This is a genomic window from Pantoea sp. USMM079, assembly GCF_037153115.1.
GTDB lineage: Bacteria > Pseudomonadota > Gammaproteobacteria > Enterobacterales > Enterobacteriaceae > Pantoea > Pantoea communis.
The window spans coordinates 42,902-58,566 of sequence record NZ_JBBCKX010000021.1; the positions used below are offsets into that span (position 1 = coordinate 42,902).

Annotated in this window: 17 protein-coding genes and 1 riboswitch; of the genes, 9 read left to right on the forward strand and 8 right to left on the reverse strand. The window is 55.1% G+C overall.

The features are described from left to right. The first annotated feature begins 4 nt into the window (after window positions 1–4). On the forward strand, window positions 5–610 hold the full coding sequence (locus WFP70_RS20690; protein ID WP_337024308.1) for an alpha/beta hydrolase: 606 nt from the start codon (window positions 5–7) through the stop codon (window positions 608–610). Here WFP70_RS20690 and WFP70_RS20695 read toward each other — a convergent pair. From WFP70_RS20695 to WFP70_RS20705, 3 genes are all read right to left on the reverse strand, one after another. Then, window positions 607–1,404: a sugar phosphate isomerase/epimerase family protein gene (locus tag WFP70_RS20695; protein ID WP_337024281.1), complete on the reverse strand. Its 798-nt coding sequence runs from the start codon at window positions 1,402–1,404 to the stop codon at window positions 607–609. The two genes, WFP70_RS20690 and WFP70_RS20695, sit on opposite strands and share 4 nt — an antisense overlap. Window positions 1,405–1,522: 118 nt before the next feature. Next, complete coding sequence (gene crcB / locus WFP70_RS20700) at window positions 1,523–1,900, reverse strand: fluoride efflux transporter CrcB (protein WP_034819910.1); 378 nt, start codon at window positions 1,898–1,900, stop codon at window positions 1,523–1,525. 91 nt (window positions 1,901–1,991) lie between these two features. Then, window positions 1,992–2,067: riboswitch (Fluoride riboswitch) on the reverse strand. Window positions 2,068–2,469: 402 nt separating this feature from the next. Beyond that, window positions 2,470–2,697: a type II toxin-antitoxin system Phd/YefM family antitoxin gene (locus tag WFP70_RS20705; protein WP_034819917.1), complete on the reverse strand. Its 228-nt coding sequence runs from the start codon at window positions 2,695–2,697 to the stop codon at window positions 2,470–2,472. A 98-nt stretch (window positions 2,698–2,795) separates the two neighbouring features. On the opposite strand from WFP70_RS20705, the gene WFP70_RS20710 reads away from it, so the two are divergent. After that, a complete protein-coding gene (locus WFP70_RS20710) occupies window positions 2,796–3,713 on the forward strand; it encodes a nucleoside hydrolase (RefSeq protein WP_337024280.1) in 918 nt (305 codons plus the stop codon). Between the two features lie 198 nt (window positions 3,714–3,911). Then, window positions 3,912–4,733, forward strand: a complete 822-nt coding sequence (locus WFP70_RS20715; RefSeq protein WP_337024279.1) for a DUF4225 domain-containing protein — start codon at window positions 3,912–3,914, stop codon at window positions 4,731–4,733. Here the strand turns inward: WFP70_RS20715 and WFP70_RS20720 are convergent. The 3 genes from WFP70_RS20720 to WFP70_RS20730 all read right to left on the reverse strand — a co-directional run bounded on the left by WFP70_RS20720 (window position 4,730) and on the right by WFP70_RS20730 (window position 6,482). Next, on the reverse strand, window positions 4,730–5,044 hold the full coding sequence (locus WFP70_RS20720) for a hypothetical protein (RefSeq protein ID WP_337024278.1): 315 nt from the start codon (window positions 5,042–5,044) through the stop codon (window positions 4,730–4,732). The two genes, WFP70_RS20715 and WFP70_RS20720, sit on opposite strands and share 4 nt — an antisense overlap. A 166-nt stretch (window positions 5,045–5,210) precedes the next feature. After that, on the reverse strand, window positions 5,211–5,384 hold the full coding sequence (locus WFP70_RS20725; protein ID WP_337024277.1) for a hypothetical protein: 174 nt from the start codon (window positions 5,382–5,384) through the stop codon (window positions 5,211–5,213). 69 nt (window positions 5,385–5,453) lie between these two features. Further along, window positions 5,454–6,482, reverse strand: coding sequence for a zinc-binding alcohol dehydrogenase family protein (locus WFP70_RS20730; RefSeq protein ID WP_337024276.1), 1,029 nt, complete (start codon window positions 6,480–6,482; stop codon window positions 5,454–5,456). Window positions 6,483–6,617: 135 nt separating this feature from the next. Between WFP70_RS20730 and WFP70_RS20735 the strand changes: the two genes are divergently transcribed. Next, window positions 6,618–7,520, forward strand: a complete 903-nt coding sequence (locus tag WFP70_RS20735; RefSeq protein ID WP_337024275.1) for a GntR family transcriptional regulator — start codon at window positions 6,618–6,620, stop codon at window positions 7,518–7,520. A 172-nt stretch (window positions 7,521–7,692) separates the two neighbouring features. Then, window positions 7,693–9,045, forward strand: a complete 1,353-nt coding sequence (locus WFP70_RS20740; protein ID WP_337024274.1) for an MFS transporter — start codon at window positions 7,693–7,695, stop codon at window positions 9,043–9,045. A gap of 122 nt (window positions 9,046–9,167) precedes the next feature. Here the strand turns inward: WFP70_RS20740 and WFP70_RS20745 are convergent, their stop codons facing one another. Together WFP70_RS20745 and WFP70_RS20750 are read right to left on the reverse strand one after the other, a co-directional pair. After that, window positions 9,168–10,076 carry a LysR family transcriptional regulator gene (locus WFP70_RS20745; protein WP_097119438.1) on the reverse strand — a complete coding sequence of 303 codons (909 nt, stop codon included), beginning with the start codon at window positions 10,074–10,076 and terminating at the stop codon, window positions 9,168–9,170. Between the two features lie 2 nt (window positions 10,077–10,078). Further along, window positions 10,079–11,128, reverse strand: coding sequence for a dipeptidase (locus WFP70_RS20750; protein ID WP_337024273.1), 1,050 nt, complete (start codon window positions 11,126–11,128; stop codon window positions 10,079–10,081). Window positions 11,129–11,327: 199 nt separating this feature from the next. Between WFP70_RS20750 and WFP70_RS20755 the strand changes: the two genes are divergently transcribed. The 4 genes from WFP70_RS20755 to WFP70_RS20770 are packed head-to-tail and all read left to right on the forward strand — an operon-like array spanning window position 11,328 to window position 15,657. After that, window positions 11,328–12,923, forward strand: coding sequence for an ABC transporter substrate-binding protein (locus tag WFP70_RS20755; RefSeq protein ID WP_337024272.1), 1,596 nt, complete (start codon window positions 11,328–11,330; stop codon window positions 12,921–12,923). After that, window positions 12,923–13,933 carry an ABC transporter permease gene (locus tag WFP70_RS20760; protein WP_337024271.1) on the forward strand — a complete coding sequence of 337 codons (1,011 nt, stop codon included), beginning with the start codon at window positions 12,923–12,925 and terminating at the stop codon, window positions 13,931–13,933. Before WFP70_RS20755 ends, WFP70_RS20760 begins: the two co-directional genes overlap by 1 nt. Further along, window positions 13,930–14,829 carry an ABC transporter permease gene (locus WFP70_RS20765; RefSeq protein ID WP_337024270.1) on the forward strand — a complete coding sequence of 300 codons (900 nt, stop codon included), beginning with the start codon at window positions 13,930–13,932 and terminating at the stop codon, window positions 14,827–14,829. The genes WFP70_RS20760 and WFP70_RS20765 overlap by 4 nt, the downstream gene beginning before the upstream one ends. Further along, window positions 14,830–15,657: an ABC transporter ATP-binding protein gene (locus WFP70_RS20770; protein WP_034819944.1), complete on the forward strand. Its 828-nt coding sequence runs from the start codon at window positions 14,830–14,832 to the stop codon at window positions 15,655–15,657. The last annotated feature ends 8 nt before the right edge of the window (window positions 15,658–15,665 follow it).

Here is a 15,665-nt window from a genome sequence, read left to right on the forward strand (position 1 = left end):
GATGATGGCAAAAGCGTTGGTGATTTTTTTACATGGTGTGGGCAGTAATGGCGACGATCTGGCAGGACTCGGCCAGCATTGGGCCAGCCTGCTGCCGGATGTGGCTTTTGCCTCGCCGAATGCGCCCTATCCGTTTGAACATGCAATGGGCTATCAGTGGTTTAGCCTGACGGGCATTACCCCAGAAAATCGTCCGGCGCGGGTGCGTGAAGCCCGCGCAGCGTTCGATGAGACACTGCAACAGTTGATGGCGCAACACGGCATGGCGGACGCGTGGGATAAAGTGATTCTGGTCGGCTTTTCTCAGGGCTCGATCATGGCGCTGGATGCACTGGCACAGGGCCGTCATCCGCTGGCGGGCGTGGTGGCGTTTTCCGGACGATTGTCGTTTGACGGTGCATTAACCCCGGCTTCGCACACGCCTGCGTTGCTGATTCACGGCAAAGCGGATGGCGTGATTCCGTATAGCGAGAGTGAGTCAGCAGTACAGCGCCTGCAAGCGGCAGGCGTGACGGTGGAAGCGCGCTTTGAAGCCGCCACCGGTCATACCATTTCTTCACAGGGTGCGATGCAAGCGGCCGCCTTTATCGCCCAGTGCTTGCAGGATTAAGGCCAGTAGCGATTTAACGCGTTCCAGGCTTGTTGCGCAGCCACTTCGGGTGGCTGCGCTTTTAATCCATCGTTAAACACTTCAATGCCGACCGGGCCACGATAGCTGGCGCTTTTCAGCTTATCGACAAAGCGTTCCACTTCGATAATGCCGTCGCCGGGCAACAACCGCTGATGGCGCGCATAATCACTTAGCGCGCCCTTCTCTTGCGGCGGCATCTCCGCCATATCGCACAGTTGCACTTCATAGATACGATCGGCAGGAATGCCATCCAGCTGTGAGGCGTCCCCACCCAAGGCACAAATGTGGAACAGATCGACCACCAGTCCAATATTCGGCTGGTCCAGGCGCTGCAATCGTTCCCACGCCAGCGGCAGCGTATTATCAACGCTGCACCACGCCATGGGTTCGTACATGATGCGCATGTTATAGCGCGCGGCTTCTGAGGCCATCCAACGCAGATCTTCATCGATGCGCTCCGCCACGCAATCTTCACGCGTGGTGGCCGGTGCCTGAATGGTGTTGCAACCGATTGACTGCGCAATCTGGATAAACTGCCGCAGCTCTTCACGCTTTTGCAGACGTTCACGATCCGGCGTACCGGTAAAATCACGCAGCACCTGCAAATTGGTAAAGCCAAGATTTAACTGTTGAGCCAGCTGCGCTGTGGCTGCCTCAACATCATCCCGCCAGATTTCGACCTGATCGAAACCGGCGGCACGGGCCGCGCGCAGTTTCTGTTCAGGTTCACCGTTTAACAACACCAGGTTAAGGAATTTGGGGTTACTTCGCATCAACGGGCTCCCTAATCGTCCGGATAAATCGGTGACAGGTTCTGCTTGTCACGCAAACAGAACACCGATCAGTATCTACCTCTTAGGAGTTATTTCAAGCCCGTGATGCGCAGGGCTTTTATCCCAGCAGATTCACCACTGCAAAGCCGGCGAAGGTCATCAGCAGTGAACCAATCACATGCACCATCACGCTCGACATCGCCCAGAGGTATTTACCGGTTTGCAGCAAGCCGACAATTTCCGCTGAAAAGGTAGAGAAGGTGGTTAAACCGCCGCATAAGCCAGTGACAATCAGCAGTTTCCAGAAAGGGTCAATATGCGGATTGCGGACAAAAAACGCCAACGCTGCACCGATGATAAAACCACCGACCAGATTCACCATTAAAGTACCCGGTGGCAGATTGGGAAACAGCGCGTTGAACCGCAGAGAAATAAGCCAGCGCAGTGAACAGCCCACGGCACCACCGAGCATCACAGCCAGTAACGACTTCAACATACTTTTGGAGCTCCTGAAATGAGTTACGCGCAGGGCCGCGGCAGGACAGAAAAACACCTGACACACCGCCGTCTCCCGCGCAGGGATACGAGTGTTGTCAGGCGTCATCAGCCGTCTGTTTCCAGAACGGCGGTTGGGGAAGGTGGCACGCCATCACCTTAGCGGCATGATAATACGCTGGCGTAGCGGGGGTGACAATACATCAGAAATCAGTGCTTCATTAATGCACAAGTATACGTCGCAATAATAAATCCTGGATGCTTTGTCTATATGACACGAGCACATGAACGAACACTGTGTTCTCTTCAATTGAAAACAATATGCGGTAGTTTTCACTGCTATTGAATTCACGGTAACGCGTGGCACCTAAATCAGCCAGTTGCGAACTCACGGGGCAGCTCGTAGGGAAATGGCGTACACGTGATTCAAACTCGTCAATCACTCGCGAAATGATGGCGTTGTAGTCGTTGCCTATACGGCGATGAAAAGCAGAGATCTTTTCCAGACTTAGTCGAACAGTGGGAAGATAAATAATAGTGAACTGCTCATCCTTGTGCTCCATATTATCCTCACAGGCCTTCGAGTAACTGTTCGCGAGTCATACCTTTACCAGCCGCTTTATCTTCTTCCGAAAGCGCCAGCAACTTGAGTAGAGCTAACGTTTCATCACGTTGTTGGCGCTCCTCCCAAGACTCAATAACATACGCTGGTGTACCGTTTTGTGTCACAAGAATTGGCTCGGAAAGATCGAGAGCGGCTGCATTTTTTTTGATATAGCTAATTGTTTCAATTTTCATAAACACCTCCGAAGTAGACTAAATTTAGACTTTTTATGTTCTAGTGGCAATGATTGTTTATTACTCATTTTCTAGAACAAAAATGAATGGAGATCCCGATGCGTACCCTGATTTTTGATACTGATATTGGCGTGGATGATGCCTTTGCGCTGGCGTATGCGGCGCGGACGCAGCGGCTGCTGGGGATTACCACGGTGTTTGGCAATGTGGCGGTCGGCCAGGCGGTGAAAAATGCCAGGCTGTTCTGCGAGAAGATGGGGATTGAGGCACCGGTGTATCGTGGCTGCTCGCGGCCACTGGCATTGGCGCCTTCTGCACCCGCCACGCTGCACGGCCTGGATGGATTAGGGGATGCATTCGAGAACTCACACAGTGAAGCAGCATCCAGCGCCGTGCAGTTCATTATTGATAGCGTGCGCGCGCAGCCCCATGCCATCACCATCGTGGCGATTGGACCGCTGACCAATATCGCCAGCGCCATCAATCAGGCACCGGATATCATCCCGCTGGTGAAAGAGCTGGTGATCATGGGCGGGGCATTTGGCACTGACGGCCATTCTGGCAACGTCTCGCCGTTTGCCGAGTTTAATATCTGGAAAGATCCGCATGCTGCCGATCAGGTGCTGGCCTCGGCGCTGCCGGTAGTGGTGCTCCCGCTGGATGTGACACACAAGGTGCTGATCACCGGCGATGAAGTGCGGCAGTTAAATCAGCCGATATTAAGCGCCATCTGCCGCCCTTATCTGGCTTACAGCCTGCAAAAAGAAGGGTTTGATGGCATGGCGCTGCATGACACGCTCACGCTCTCCTGGCTGGCGTTACCGCAGGCGTTTGAAGTCACCGAAGCGCCTGTGCGCGTGATAACGGAAGGCATCAGCCGTGGACAGACAGTGCGACGTCTCAGCGCCCTCGCCTCACGTGAAGATCCGTTTGCCGGATTACGCCCACAGCGCTTGTGCCTCGGCGTGGATGCCGAAGCGGTCAGGGAACACTTTTTTGCCGCACTGCAGGCATAATATTCTTGGTCGCCATCAACAGCCTAATACCTGTAAATTAAGCGACGGGTATTAGGGTATCTGACGCTCAATAAAAATGAAAAATCACACTAAGTTCTTCTGGATATGCGTAAACCTAACACCCACATTAATTTCTCATTTTACAGATGGGTCTGAATAAGTATTATCAAGTCATCTACCCAACAAAGGATTTGTGAAATGGATGAAGCATTATTCGCTATGATGCGCTCGAATGGGCGTAATAAGGCTTGGGCAGAAACGATGGTAAATCTTGAAGCCCGCAAGCTGATTGAAACAGCCAACCGTCTAGGCGGCTTCCACATCAAAGATGGACTGACCCGACTCCAGTTCGTGCAGGAAATAAGGGATGTTATTGAAGCGCAGTTCATGATTGCCAGGCGGGCAAAGACCGATGAGGAATGCATTGCCTGCATAAAGAATCTTCGCGAAGAAGCAGATAACCTTGTTGAGCAAGACAGGTTATTAAGAATGAAGACTGCGCAACTCTACGCTAAGGTCGAATTTGTCAGGCAGAATAACAAAATTGTTGGTTACACCCTATCTGCTGTCCATATTGCCATATCGGGCATTGCTCTCTTTACCGGCTTCATGATGATATCAACGATGACGCCGATTGGGATGCTGGCCGGGGCTGTGCTCGTTACTGATGGATTTAATGGTATATCACAGGAAGTTATCAATAATTTCTCGCCTGCTGGTAGTGCTCATTCAGAAGGTATTTTTGGTGACGCCGCTATGGAAGGGGCTGAATTCTTGGGTTTTAAGCCTGAGACGGGACTCGCTTTTTATAATGCAGTCACACTTACAGCCAGTGTATACAGTGTTTTCGGTGTAGCGAGAAAAGCCGGGGCATGGCGTCTGTTCAGATCGATGCCCACCGATTTTTTCCGAAAAGTTGACAGTATGAGCAGGCCAAAGCTCACAATGAACATCGTGGGCTATGGCCTAAAAGCAAAAGTCGTGTTTGACCTACTGACTTTAGACCAATCGTCACATTAAGGCCGATTTGCCCGCCAGTAGCGCCATGACTTGTAGCAAAGCACTGGGGGCTGGCCAATCATCATGACCGCAATGCCAAACAGGAAAGCCACTCCACCAGCAATAATTTTTATTCCGGTACTAAACATCACCAGCAATAAAAAAATGATTGTACACGCGGCGATGATCCAAGTTAGCGTACGGAATCGCCTTGCAAGGTCAAGGATTGCCTCATCAAGCGTCCCGCCATAGCTTTCGACATTATTTTTAACTATCTGCAATTCCAAAGAACTGAACCCAGAACGTAACAGCCCCTCTTCGCTGACTAGCATAGCCTTCATCCCTAAATTTTTTGCATGAGATAGCGGCCAGATATAGCAGAATTTTTGCTATCAATCGACCTTAGCAATTAGACCGCTACTTCAGGTGATTCCGTCTGTTAATATGACATCGAGGGTTGAAGGCCAACCCTAATAGAACGTGCGATAAACGTAAATTTTATGTAGGACGTCGTTGACTTGGCGCTCTAATACCCTGTAATGGTTGAAAAGATTTTGTTGATTGCTGCGGATCGCCTGCCCCTAAAAGCCCCAGATTGCACTTGCGCACAAACGCAAATAAAGCTGCCATTTCTAAACTGGCAGCCTGGGTGAATGCGGCTTTAACAAACATGCATTGCGTCTTGAATGGCAATACTACAGATTCTCAGCGCCTGGCCCAGCGCGCAGTTAAGCGCACCGATTACCTCGCGAAATGAATCACGCCCTTAATCAACTCACGATTGTTGATCACCTCTGACTCAAAGGTCTCCGCCAAAGTAGAAAAATCATAATGCCGATTCAGCATGATATCGGCACGAAGCTGACCCGAAGCCATCAGTTCGCCCACTTTTGCGAAATCTTCGTGCGTGGCATTCCGGCTGCCCATCAAGGTGGTTTCGCGTTTATGGAACTCGATATCCGGGATCACCAAATCCCCTTTGTGCAGGCCGACAAACACTATGGTGCCGCCATGGCGAATCAGCTTCACTGCACCGTTCATCGCCGCCGGGCTGCCGGTGGCATCAATCACTTTCGCCGCCAGACGCCCACCAAATTCCGCACGTAGCGAAGCTTCGAAGTCTTCTGCCATCGGGTTGATGGTCGCGAGTCCCAGCTTTTCTGCGACATGCGCGCGTCGCGGTTCACTGGTGTCGGCGACCACCACCTGCGCACCTGCCGCTGCCGCTATCGCCGCCACGCCAAGGCCAATCGGTCCAGCGCCGACCACCAGCACCTGCTCATCCGCTGCCACCGCCGCCCGGCGCACCGCATGTGCACTGATCGCAAAAGGCTCGATCAGTGCCGCCGCTTCCGGCGCAACATCATCCACCGCCAGCAGGTTGCTGGCGGGTACGCTGAGGTACTCGCAGAAACCGCCGTCCTGATGCACACCAATCACCGAGATATTCTCGCAGCAGTTGGTTTTACCGCTTAGGCAGGCATCGCACTGCTGACAAGCAACATAGGGAATCAGCGTCACGCGCTGCCCCACTTTAAAATTCGTTACCCGGTTGCCCAGTTCCATCACTTCGCCACATAGCTCATGGCCCAGCACGCGTGGATAGCTGAAGAACGGCTGATTACCCGCCCAGGCATGGATATCGGTGCCGCAAATCCCGGCGGCAATTGGTTTAATCAGAGCCTCCTGAGCGGCTGGGGTCGGTTTCTCACGCTGCTGCCACACCATATTGCGCGGCTCGGCAACCACCAGGGTTTTCATTGTTGTCATGGGCTTCTCCTGTGCTGATGTCGCAGTTTTGGCGAAAATCGGGGACTCGCGCTTTTTGCGCATACTGAAGTGTGAGGCAGCGCCCTTTTTTTGGGCTTTGTGTGGTTTTTAATAAATAAAAAACCGGAGAAACGCATGAGCCGAAGCCTGAATTTACGCCAGAACGTAATCAATCAAATGCTGGAAGGCATCGCTAAACGCCACATCCGATCTCCGCTGCCACCGCAAGCCGCGCTGGCGGAAATGTTCAATATCAGCCGCACCACCGTGCGCCATACCCTGCAGCATCTGCATGAGCGCGGCGTACTGGATAAAGTTGAAGAAACTTACGTTATCGTGCGCGATCCCAGCGAAGAGGATGGTTTTAGCGCGTTAACGCCGCCGATCGATCAACAAGCGCGTCTGTTTGAACAGGTGTTTTTTAATCTGATTAACCAGCGACAGCTGATGCCCGGCGACAGTTTTAGTGAGTTGCAGCTGGCACAACAGGTCAAGGCCAGTCCGGTAGTGGTGCGCGAGTTCCTGCTGCGGTTTATGCGTTACGACCTGCTGGAACCGGTGAAGCGGGGTCACTGGCGCATGAAAAAGTTTGATCAACTCTACGCTGAAAACCTGTTCGAACTGCGGGAAATGCTGGAAACACATGCACTTACCCGCTTTCTCAACCTCCCCTCCAGTGATGAGCGCTGGATTCAGGCGCGCGACCTGCTGGATCGCCACCGTGCCATGCGCGACACCATCGCCAGTAACTATCGCCACTTTGCCGCGCTGGATAAAGAGATGCATACGCTGATTCTGTCAGCGGCTAATAATCCGTTCTTCAATCAGTCACTGGAGATCATCTCCGTGATTTTTCATTCGCATTATCAATGGGATGAAACAGATTTAAAACAGCGTAACATCGTGGCACTGGAGGAACATATGGCGATTCTGACTGCGCTAATCAGCCGCCGGGACGTCGAAGCTTTGTGCGCGTTGCATAACCATCTTGGCACGGCGAAGTCATCGATGATCCGCTGCATTCGCCAGTACAATTAAAAACCGATTAAAAACCACAATTCTGAAGCGCCCGCACGAATCTGAAACATCCTCGCAACATCCCAACCGGTTTACTTCTAGTCTCCAAAGCAATCTGTTGTGGCAGCACCGTTTCGCTGCCGCAGGACCCCAACCCTCGATAACGATAAGACCCCATACCTGGGAGGTTGCAATGGAAAATACATCTGCACGTGGCCGTGACGCCGCGCCAACATCCGCCGTCGATGGACAAGACTTTGTCCCGGCACGCGGTGACGTGGTGCGCTCTCCGCGCATCAAGAAGATTCAGCTTACCGCCATGTTGCTGCTGCTGTTTGCGGCCATTATCAACTATCTCGATCGCAGCTCACTTTCAGTGGCCAATATGACCATTCGTGGAGAACTGGGTTTATCCGCCACCGAAATTGGTGTGCTGCTGTCGGCGTTCTCGCTGGCCTACGGCCTGGCACAGTTGCCTTGCGGCGCGCTGCTGGATCGCAAAGGGCCGCGCATCATGCTAGCGCTCGGCATGTTTGTCTGGTCACTGTTCCAGGCCGCTGCCGGTCTGGTGCATAACTTCACCCAGTTTGTGCTGGTGCGCATCGGATTGGGCATCGGTGAAGCGCCGATGAACCCGTGCGGCGTTAAGGTGATCAACGACTGGTTCAACATCAAAGATCGCGGCATGCCGATGGGCATGTTTAATGCGGCATCGATGATTGGTTTATCCATTGCGCCACCGATTTTGGCCGCCATGATGTTGGTGATGGGCTGGCGCGGCATGTTCGTGACCATCGGTGTGCTGGGTATGTTCCTCGCCATTGGCTGGTATGTGATGTACCGCAACCGCGACAACAGCAAATTGAGCGGTGAAGAGATTCACTATCTGCAAGCGGGCAGCGTGGCATCACGCAAAGAGCCGCTGAGCTTTGCCGAGTGGCGCGGTTTGTTCAAGCAGCGCACCATGTGGGGCATGATGATTGGCTTCAGCGGCATCAACTACACCGCGTGGCTCTACATTGCCTGGCTGCCGGGTTATCTGCAATCGACCTATCATCTGGATCTGAAAAGCACCGGGTTGCTGGCGGCGATTCCATTCCTGTTTGGCGCCGCGGGCATGTTGCTGAACGGCTATGTGGTAGATGCCTTGGTGCGTCGTGGAATGGATGCAGTGAAAGTGCGTAAGGTATCGATTGTCAGCGGCATGCTGCTGTCTGCAGCCTTCACCACTTTCGTCACCCGTGCAACAGACACCGCCAGTGCAGTGACGCTGATTGGCATGGCGCTGTTCTGCATTCACTTTGCCGGGACATCTTGCTGGGGCTTGATTCACGCTAACGTTACCGCACGTATGACGGCATCGGTGGGCAGCATCCAGAACTTCGCCAGCTTTGTGTTTGCCTCGTTTGCGCCGGTGATCACCGGTTGGGTGCTGGATACCACCAAGTCGTTTAGCCTGGCGCTGATGATTTGTGCAGGCGTCACCGTGGTGGGTGCGCTGGCTTATCTGCTGCTGGTGCGTAAACCGATTACGGATGGGGTGTAAGCAGTCAATAGCGCGATAAATCGCGCTGCTACGGCAGGGTGCATATCTTTGTAGCGCGATAAATCGCGCCGCTACGGCAGAGCGCATGTTTTTGGTAGCGGCGTAATGTATTGCGCAAGTCGTTAAAGCGTAAAAAACCGCGTTTCACACTGCCGCGCGATCTCCCACAGCTTATTACGGATCACCTGCTTCAGCTGCAACGTTGACTGCGATTGCGGCTGATCGCGGCGGCTGATCAGCATCACTTCAAACGGCAGCGGTTGGGCCACCGGCAGCAGTTTTAGCTGGTCGGCATAGCGGCAGGCGGTAAACAGATCCACCACGCCCACACCGCCACCTGCCAGCACCATATCAGCAATCACCGAATAGGTTTTGATCGACAACGACACCGCCGGGTCCAGCCCTTTGTCACGCAACGCACGGTGCAGCACGCGCCCAAGTGGGTCTTGGTTCTGCATCATCAACAGGTTGTTGGCACACAACCACTCCAGCGTGGCGGGTTCGTTATGAGTGTGATGCTGCGGCAGTAGCGCCACCATCGACGATTGAAACAGCGGTTCCGCCAGCAGATCGGCATCGACCTGCTGACCAAACACCAGCGCGAAATCGAGCTGGTTATCCATGATCATCTGGCACAGCGTGCTGAAGTGCTCGGTCACCAGCTCCACACTCACCGACGCAGCCTGCTGTCGCCAGTTGACCAGTGCGGGCGCTAATACCATCTGACCAAAAGCGTGTGCAGCTCCCACACGCACCGTTTGCCCCTCGCCGCGCCGCAACTGCTCGGTAAGTTGGGTGATGGAGTGTAAACGCTGGTAGAGATCTTCCACTTCCGGCAGCAAGCGGCGTCCTTCGGCCGTGACCACCATCCCTTGTGCCCGCCGTTCAAATAGGGCAAAACCCAACTGCTGCTCGGCGTGCGTTAAGACGCGGCTGACATTCGGCTGCGACACATTGAGCAATCGCGCCGCCGCACTGATGCTGCCGGTCTGCACTATCGCCTGAAAGACTTCAATGTGTCGCAATCGCATAATTACTCGCCCCAGGTCGCTTCAAGCACGCGCAGCCAGTTGCCGTGGCAAATTTTTTCCAGCAGTTCGCGCGAATAACCACGCGCCGCCAGCGCGTTGACCACCAGCGGGAAACCGGCCACGTCTTTCATGTCGCCTGGCATGGTGGCACCATCCAGATCGGAGCCGAAACCGACGCCATCTTCCCCCACTTTCTCCAGCAGGTATTCCACGTGCTGCACGATGGCATCCACGGTGGTGGGCGCATGTCGATCGCCATCTTCACGCAGGAACGGCACGGCGAAATTCACGCCGACAAAGCCGTGGGTTTCCTTGATCGCCGCCAGCTGGCGATCGGTAAGGTTGCGCGACTGCGCACTGATGACATGTGCATTGGAATGGCTCGCCACCAGCGGCGCATTGCTTATCTCCGCCGTGTGCCAGAAGCCCTTCTCATCCATGTGCGACAGGTCAACCATGATGCGGCGCTGATTACAGTCACGCACCAGCTGTTTACCCGCTGCGGTTAAGCCGTTGCCGACATCCGGCGATGACGGATACAGGAACGGCACGCCCTCACCAAATTGATTCGGGCGACTCCACAGTGGCCCCAGCGTACGAAGACCGCTGGCATACAGGATATCCAGTAGCTCGCCGTTGGTATCCAGCGCTTCCGCCCCTTCCACATGCATCACCACCGCCAGCACGCCCCTGGCCATGCAGTCACGAATATCGCGCACGCTGCGACAAATTTTCACTTGCCCCTCAGAGGCCTGCTCAATCCGCAACAGCAGCGCCAGCATCGAAAAAGTGGCATCACGCGCAGCGCCAATAATTTCCTGAGGAAAATTTGCGAGGTCTGGCGCACTTCTTGCAATCAGAGGGTGAGACGGCACCCAGGTGGCAAATATCCCACCTACCATATTTCCTTGACGGATACGCGGCAGGTCCATCTGACCGCGTCCAGTGCCCTGCAGGAAGGCCTGCACCGCGTTGGGTTGATGGTGTTGCCAGAGTTTATTGAGCACATCGTTGTGACCGTCAAAGACCGGAATATTGAAGATGTCAGACATGTTGTATCGATTCCATGTTCGGGAGAAAGCGCAAGTTCTGCCTGCTGGCGGGGCAAATTGCACCAAAAAGAGGCAAGGCTTCACGCATGAAACAAATGACTTAATCCCATTATTAATCCTCTCGCACAGCGGGAAAGTCAAGACAAAAAACAGCAAAATAACTAAATTTAATTTTAATAATCAATAACTTGGAGTTGTCATGGTAACCAGAAGACGTTTTCTCGCAGGATGCGCCGCCGTCCCTGCTTTTTCCTATCTGAGTCTCAACACCGCCTTCGCTGATACGCCACCAAGTATGTTCGTGATGGCGATGCAGCTGGACAACATCACCAGCCTCGATCCCCATGAAAGCTTTGAAGCCACCGGCGGCCAGATCTGCGGCAATATGTACCAGCGCCTGGTCACGCCGGACCCGCAGAAAGCCGACAAGGTGATCGGCCAGCTAGCAAAAAGCTGGGATGTCAGCAGCGATAACAGCACCTATACCTTCCACCTCGACCCGGCAGCGAAATTCGCCGATGGCACAGCGCTTACCGCAGAAGATGTCGCCTATTCGATTGAACGTATCGTCAAGCTGGATAAAAGCCCGGCCTTTATCATCAACCAGTTCGGCTTCACTAAAGACAATGTGACGCAGATGGTCACGGCGAAAGATGCGCATACCGTGGAGATGAAACTCGGCGCGCCAGCAGCGGAAACCTTCCTGCTGTATTGCCTCTCCGCCACCGTTGGCAGCATCGTGTCGAAGAAGGCCTGTGAAGCCAATCAGCAGAACAACGATTTCGGTAATGCATGGCTGAAACAGCACAGCGCCGGTTCGGGTGCCTTCACTCTGCGCACCTGGAAAGCCAGTGAAACGGTGATCCTGGAACTGAGCCCGCTGTATGCCGATAAGAGCAAGATTAAGCGCGTGATCCTGAAGCACATCACCGACCCGGCCGCTCAGGCGCTGATGGTGAAGAAAGGCGACGTGGATGCCGCCTACGATCTCACCACCGAGCAGCTACTACAGGTGAAAAACGACAGCAACGTGTCGCTGGTGAATCAGTCGCTGTCAGCCATCATGCTGATGTCCTGCAACACCAATAATGAATACCTGAAAAAGCCGCAGGTGTGGCAAGCCCTGAAGTGGGCGCTGGATTACGACAGCATCCAGAAAAACATCCTGTCGATGAGCTTTATTACCCATCAAAGCTTCCTGCCGAGCGGCTTCCCGGCGGCGCTGGACGACACGCCGTTCCACAAAGACGTGGCAAAAGCCAAATCGCTGCTGGCGGAAGCGGGTTATCCCGATGGATTTGAGATCACCCTCGACCACTACTCAATGCAGCCGTATCCCGATATCGCTCAGGCGATCCAGACCCAGTTGGGCGCGATTGGCATCAAAGTGTCATTGATTGCCGCCGAAAACCGTCAGGTGTTGACCAAGATGCGTGCGCGTCAGCATCAGCTGGCGCTGACCGTGTGGGGCGCGGACTATTTCGATCCAAACTCCAACACCGAAGCCTTCTGCGTGAATACCGACAACAGCGAAAATGCCCGCAGCCGCACGCTGGCATGGCGCTGCAGCTGGTCAGATGAAGAGTTCAACAAACTGACTGAGCAGGCACTGCACGAGCCGGATCCGGCGAAGCGTATTGCCCTCTATCAGCAGATTCAGCAGTTGGGCCGCGAGAAAAGTCCGTTCATCTACATGATGCAGAAGACCAAAAATGTCGCGTGCGGCAAAAACATCTCAGATGTGCACATGACGGTACTGGAGCAGTGGCCATACGATCAGGTGAAAAAAGCCTGATGCCTTTACTGAAAAAAATCGTCAGCACCCTGGGAAGCCTGGTGCTGACGCTGTTTGGTCTTTCTGTACTGACCTTCTTTATCGGCCGGGTGATGCCTACCGATCCGGTGCTGGCGGCGGTGGGCGATAACGCACCGCAGTCCGTGGTGGATCGCGTGCGCCTGGAAATGGGGCTGGATCAGCCCCTCTACATTCAGTTCGGCCACTACCTCAATCAACTGCTGCACGGCGATCTCGGGAAATCGGTTCTCACCTCAAACCCGGTGACCACCGATATTGCGCGCTTCTTCCCGGCGACCATGGAACTGGCGACTGCCGCGATTATTATCGCCGCGCTGGTCGGTATTCCGCTGGGTGTCTGGGCCGCCGTGCGCCAAAGCACCTGGGTCGATCAGACCATTCGCGTGGTGTGCCTCGCTGGACACTCACTACCGGTGTTTGTGCTGGCGCTGCTGAGCCTGCTGGTGTTCTACGCCGCGCTCGGCATTGCGCCCGGCCCAGGGCGGCAGGACATCATCTGGCAGGATATGGTGCCGCAGGTCACCGGCTTTCTCACCATTGACTCATTGCTCGCCGGTGAAACGGATGCCTTCTGGGATGCGCTGGCACACATGGCGCAGCCGGTCTTGATCCTTGCCTACTTCAGCATGGCCTACATCACACGTATGACGCGCACCTTTATGCTCAATGCCTTGAGCGGTGAATTTGTGATCACTGCGCGTGCGAAAGGGCTGTCATCGCGCCGGGTGATCTGGCGGCATGCCTTTCCGACCGTGGCGGTGCAGCTGGTGACGGTGCTGGCGCTGACCTACGCCGGATTGCTGGAGGGCGCGGTGGTCACCGAAAACGTCTTCTCATGGCCCGGCCTCGGCCAGTATCTCACCACCTCGCTGATGAACGCCGACATGAACCCGGTAGTGGGTGCCACGCTGCTGGTCGGCACCGTATACGTGCTGCTCAATCTGCTGGCTGACCTTCTTTATCGACTTTGGGACCCACGCGTAAAATGATCTTCTTCTCTCGTGACTGGCTGCTGGACGATACGCCAGCCAATCGCCGTCAGGCGGTGTGGGGCCGACGCTATCGCTTGTGGCTCAGCCTGCGCAGCAACCCGCTGGCGATGGCAGGATTAGCGGTCATCGCCGTCATGCTATTACTGGCGCTGTTTGCCCCGTGGCTGACGCCGTTTGCCCCTGGCACACAGCATCTGGAAAACCGTCTGGCGGCTCCTTCTGTCGCACACTGGCTCGGCACTGATGAACTCGGCCGCGATGTCTGGACGCGCATTATCTATGGCGGACGCACCACGCTTGGCATGGTGATCGCCGTGGTGCTGCTCACCGCCCCGCTCGGCCTGCTGATTGGCTGTATCGCGGGCTATGCCGGTGGCATTGTGGATAAGACGCTGATGCGTATCACCGACATCTTCCTCGCCTTCCCGCGTTTGATTCTGGCGCTGGCGTTTGTGGCCGCGCTGAAACCCGGCGTGGAGAGCGCGATTCTGGCGATTGCCTTAACCGCCTGGCCGCCGTATGCGCGTCTGGCGCGTGCCGAAACCATGCAGTTCCGCCACAGCGATTTTATCGCCGCCAGCCGACTGACTGGCGCATCGCCATTACGTATTATCCTGCGCCATATCATGCCGCTGTGCGTGCCGAGCCTGATTGTGCGCGTCACGCTGGATATGAGTTCGATCATCATCACCGCCGCCAGCCTTGGCTTCCTGGGGATGGGCGCGCAACCGCCGTCGCCTGAATGGGGCACCATGATTGCCACCGCGCGCCGCTTCCTGTTCAGCGAATGGTGGGTGCCGCTGATGCCGTGTATCGCCATTTTCCTGACCTCGCTGGCATTTAACTTTCTCGGCGACGGTCTGCGCGACGTGCTGGATCCTAAGGAGCGCTAAATGCTGGTGGAAATTGAAAACCTGCGCATTGCCTTTCGCAGTCGCACGGAAACCTTTGAAGCGGTACGCGGCGTCAGTTTTAGCGTGGGCCGCGAGAAGTTTGCCATTGTTGGCGAGAGCGGATCGGGTAAGTCGCTGACCGCACGCTGTTTGATGCAGCTACTGCCGGGCAATGCGGAGGTGACCGCCGACGTATTGCGTTTTGACGGTATCGATCTGCGCGGCGCCAGTGAAAAAGTGCTGCGTCAGATTCGCGGCAAACGCGTGGGCTTCATCCTGCAGGACCCGAAATATTCGCTCAATCCGGTCATGACCATTGGGCAGCAGATTGCCGAAGCCTGGCGTGAGCACAAAGGCGGCAGCCGTAAAGCGGCAATGCTGGCGGCGATTGATCTGCTGGAGCAGGTGAAAATTCGTGATGCTGCCGCCGTGGCTAAACGCTATCCGCATGAAGTTTCCGGCGGGATGGGCCAGCGCGTGATGATTGCCATGATGCTGGCACCGGATCCGGAACTGCTGATCGCCGATGAGCCCACCAGCGCGCTGGATGCCACGGTACAGGCAGAGATCCTCAAGCTGATTGACGATCTGGTTTCCGCGCGCGGTATGGGGTTGATCCTGATCAGCCACGATCTGCCTTTGGTGTCACACTTTTGCGATCGCGTGGCGGTGATGTACGCCGGGCGCATTGTCGAATTACTGGACGCCGGGCAGTTACAGCAGGCGCAGCATCCGTATACGCGCGGCTTACTGGCCTGTTTGCCGTCGTTAAAACATCCGCGCGAGCGCTTACCGGTATTACAGCGCGATGCGGCGTGGCGGGAATAGCGCAATGC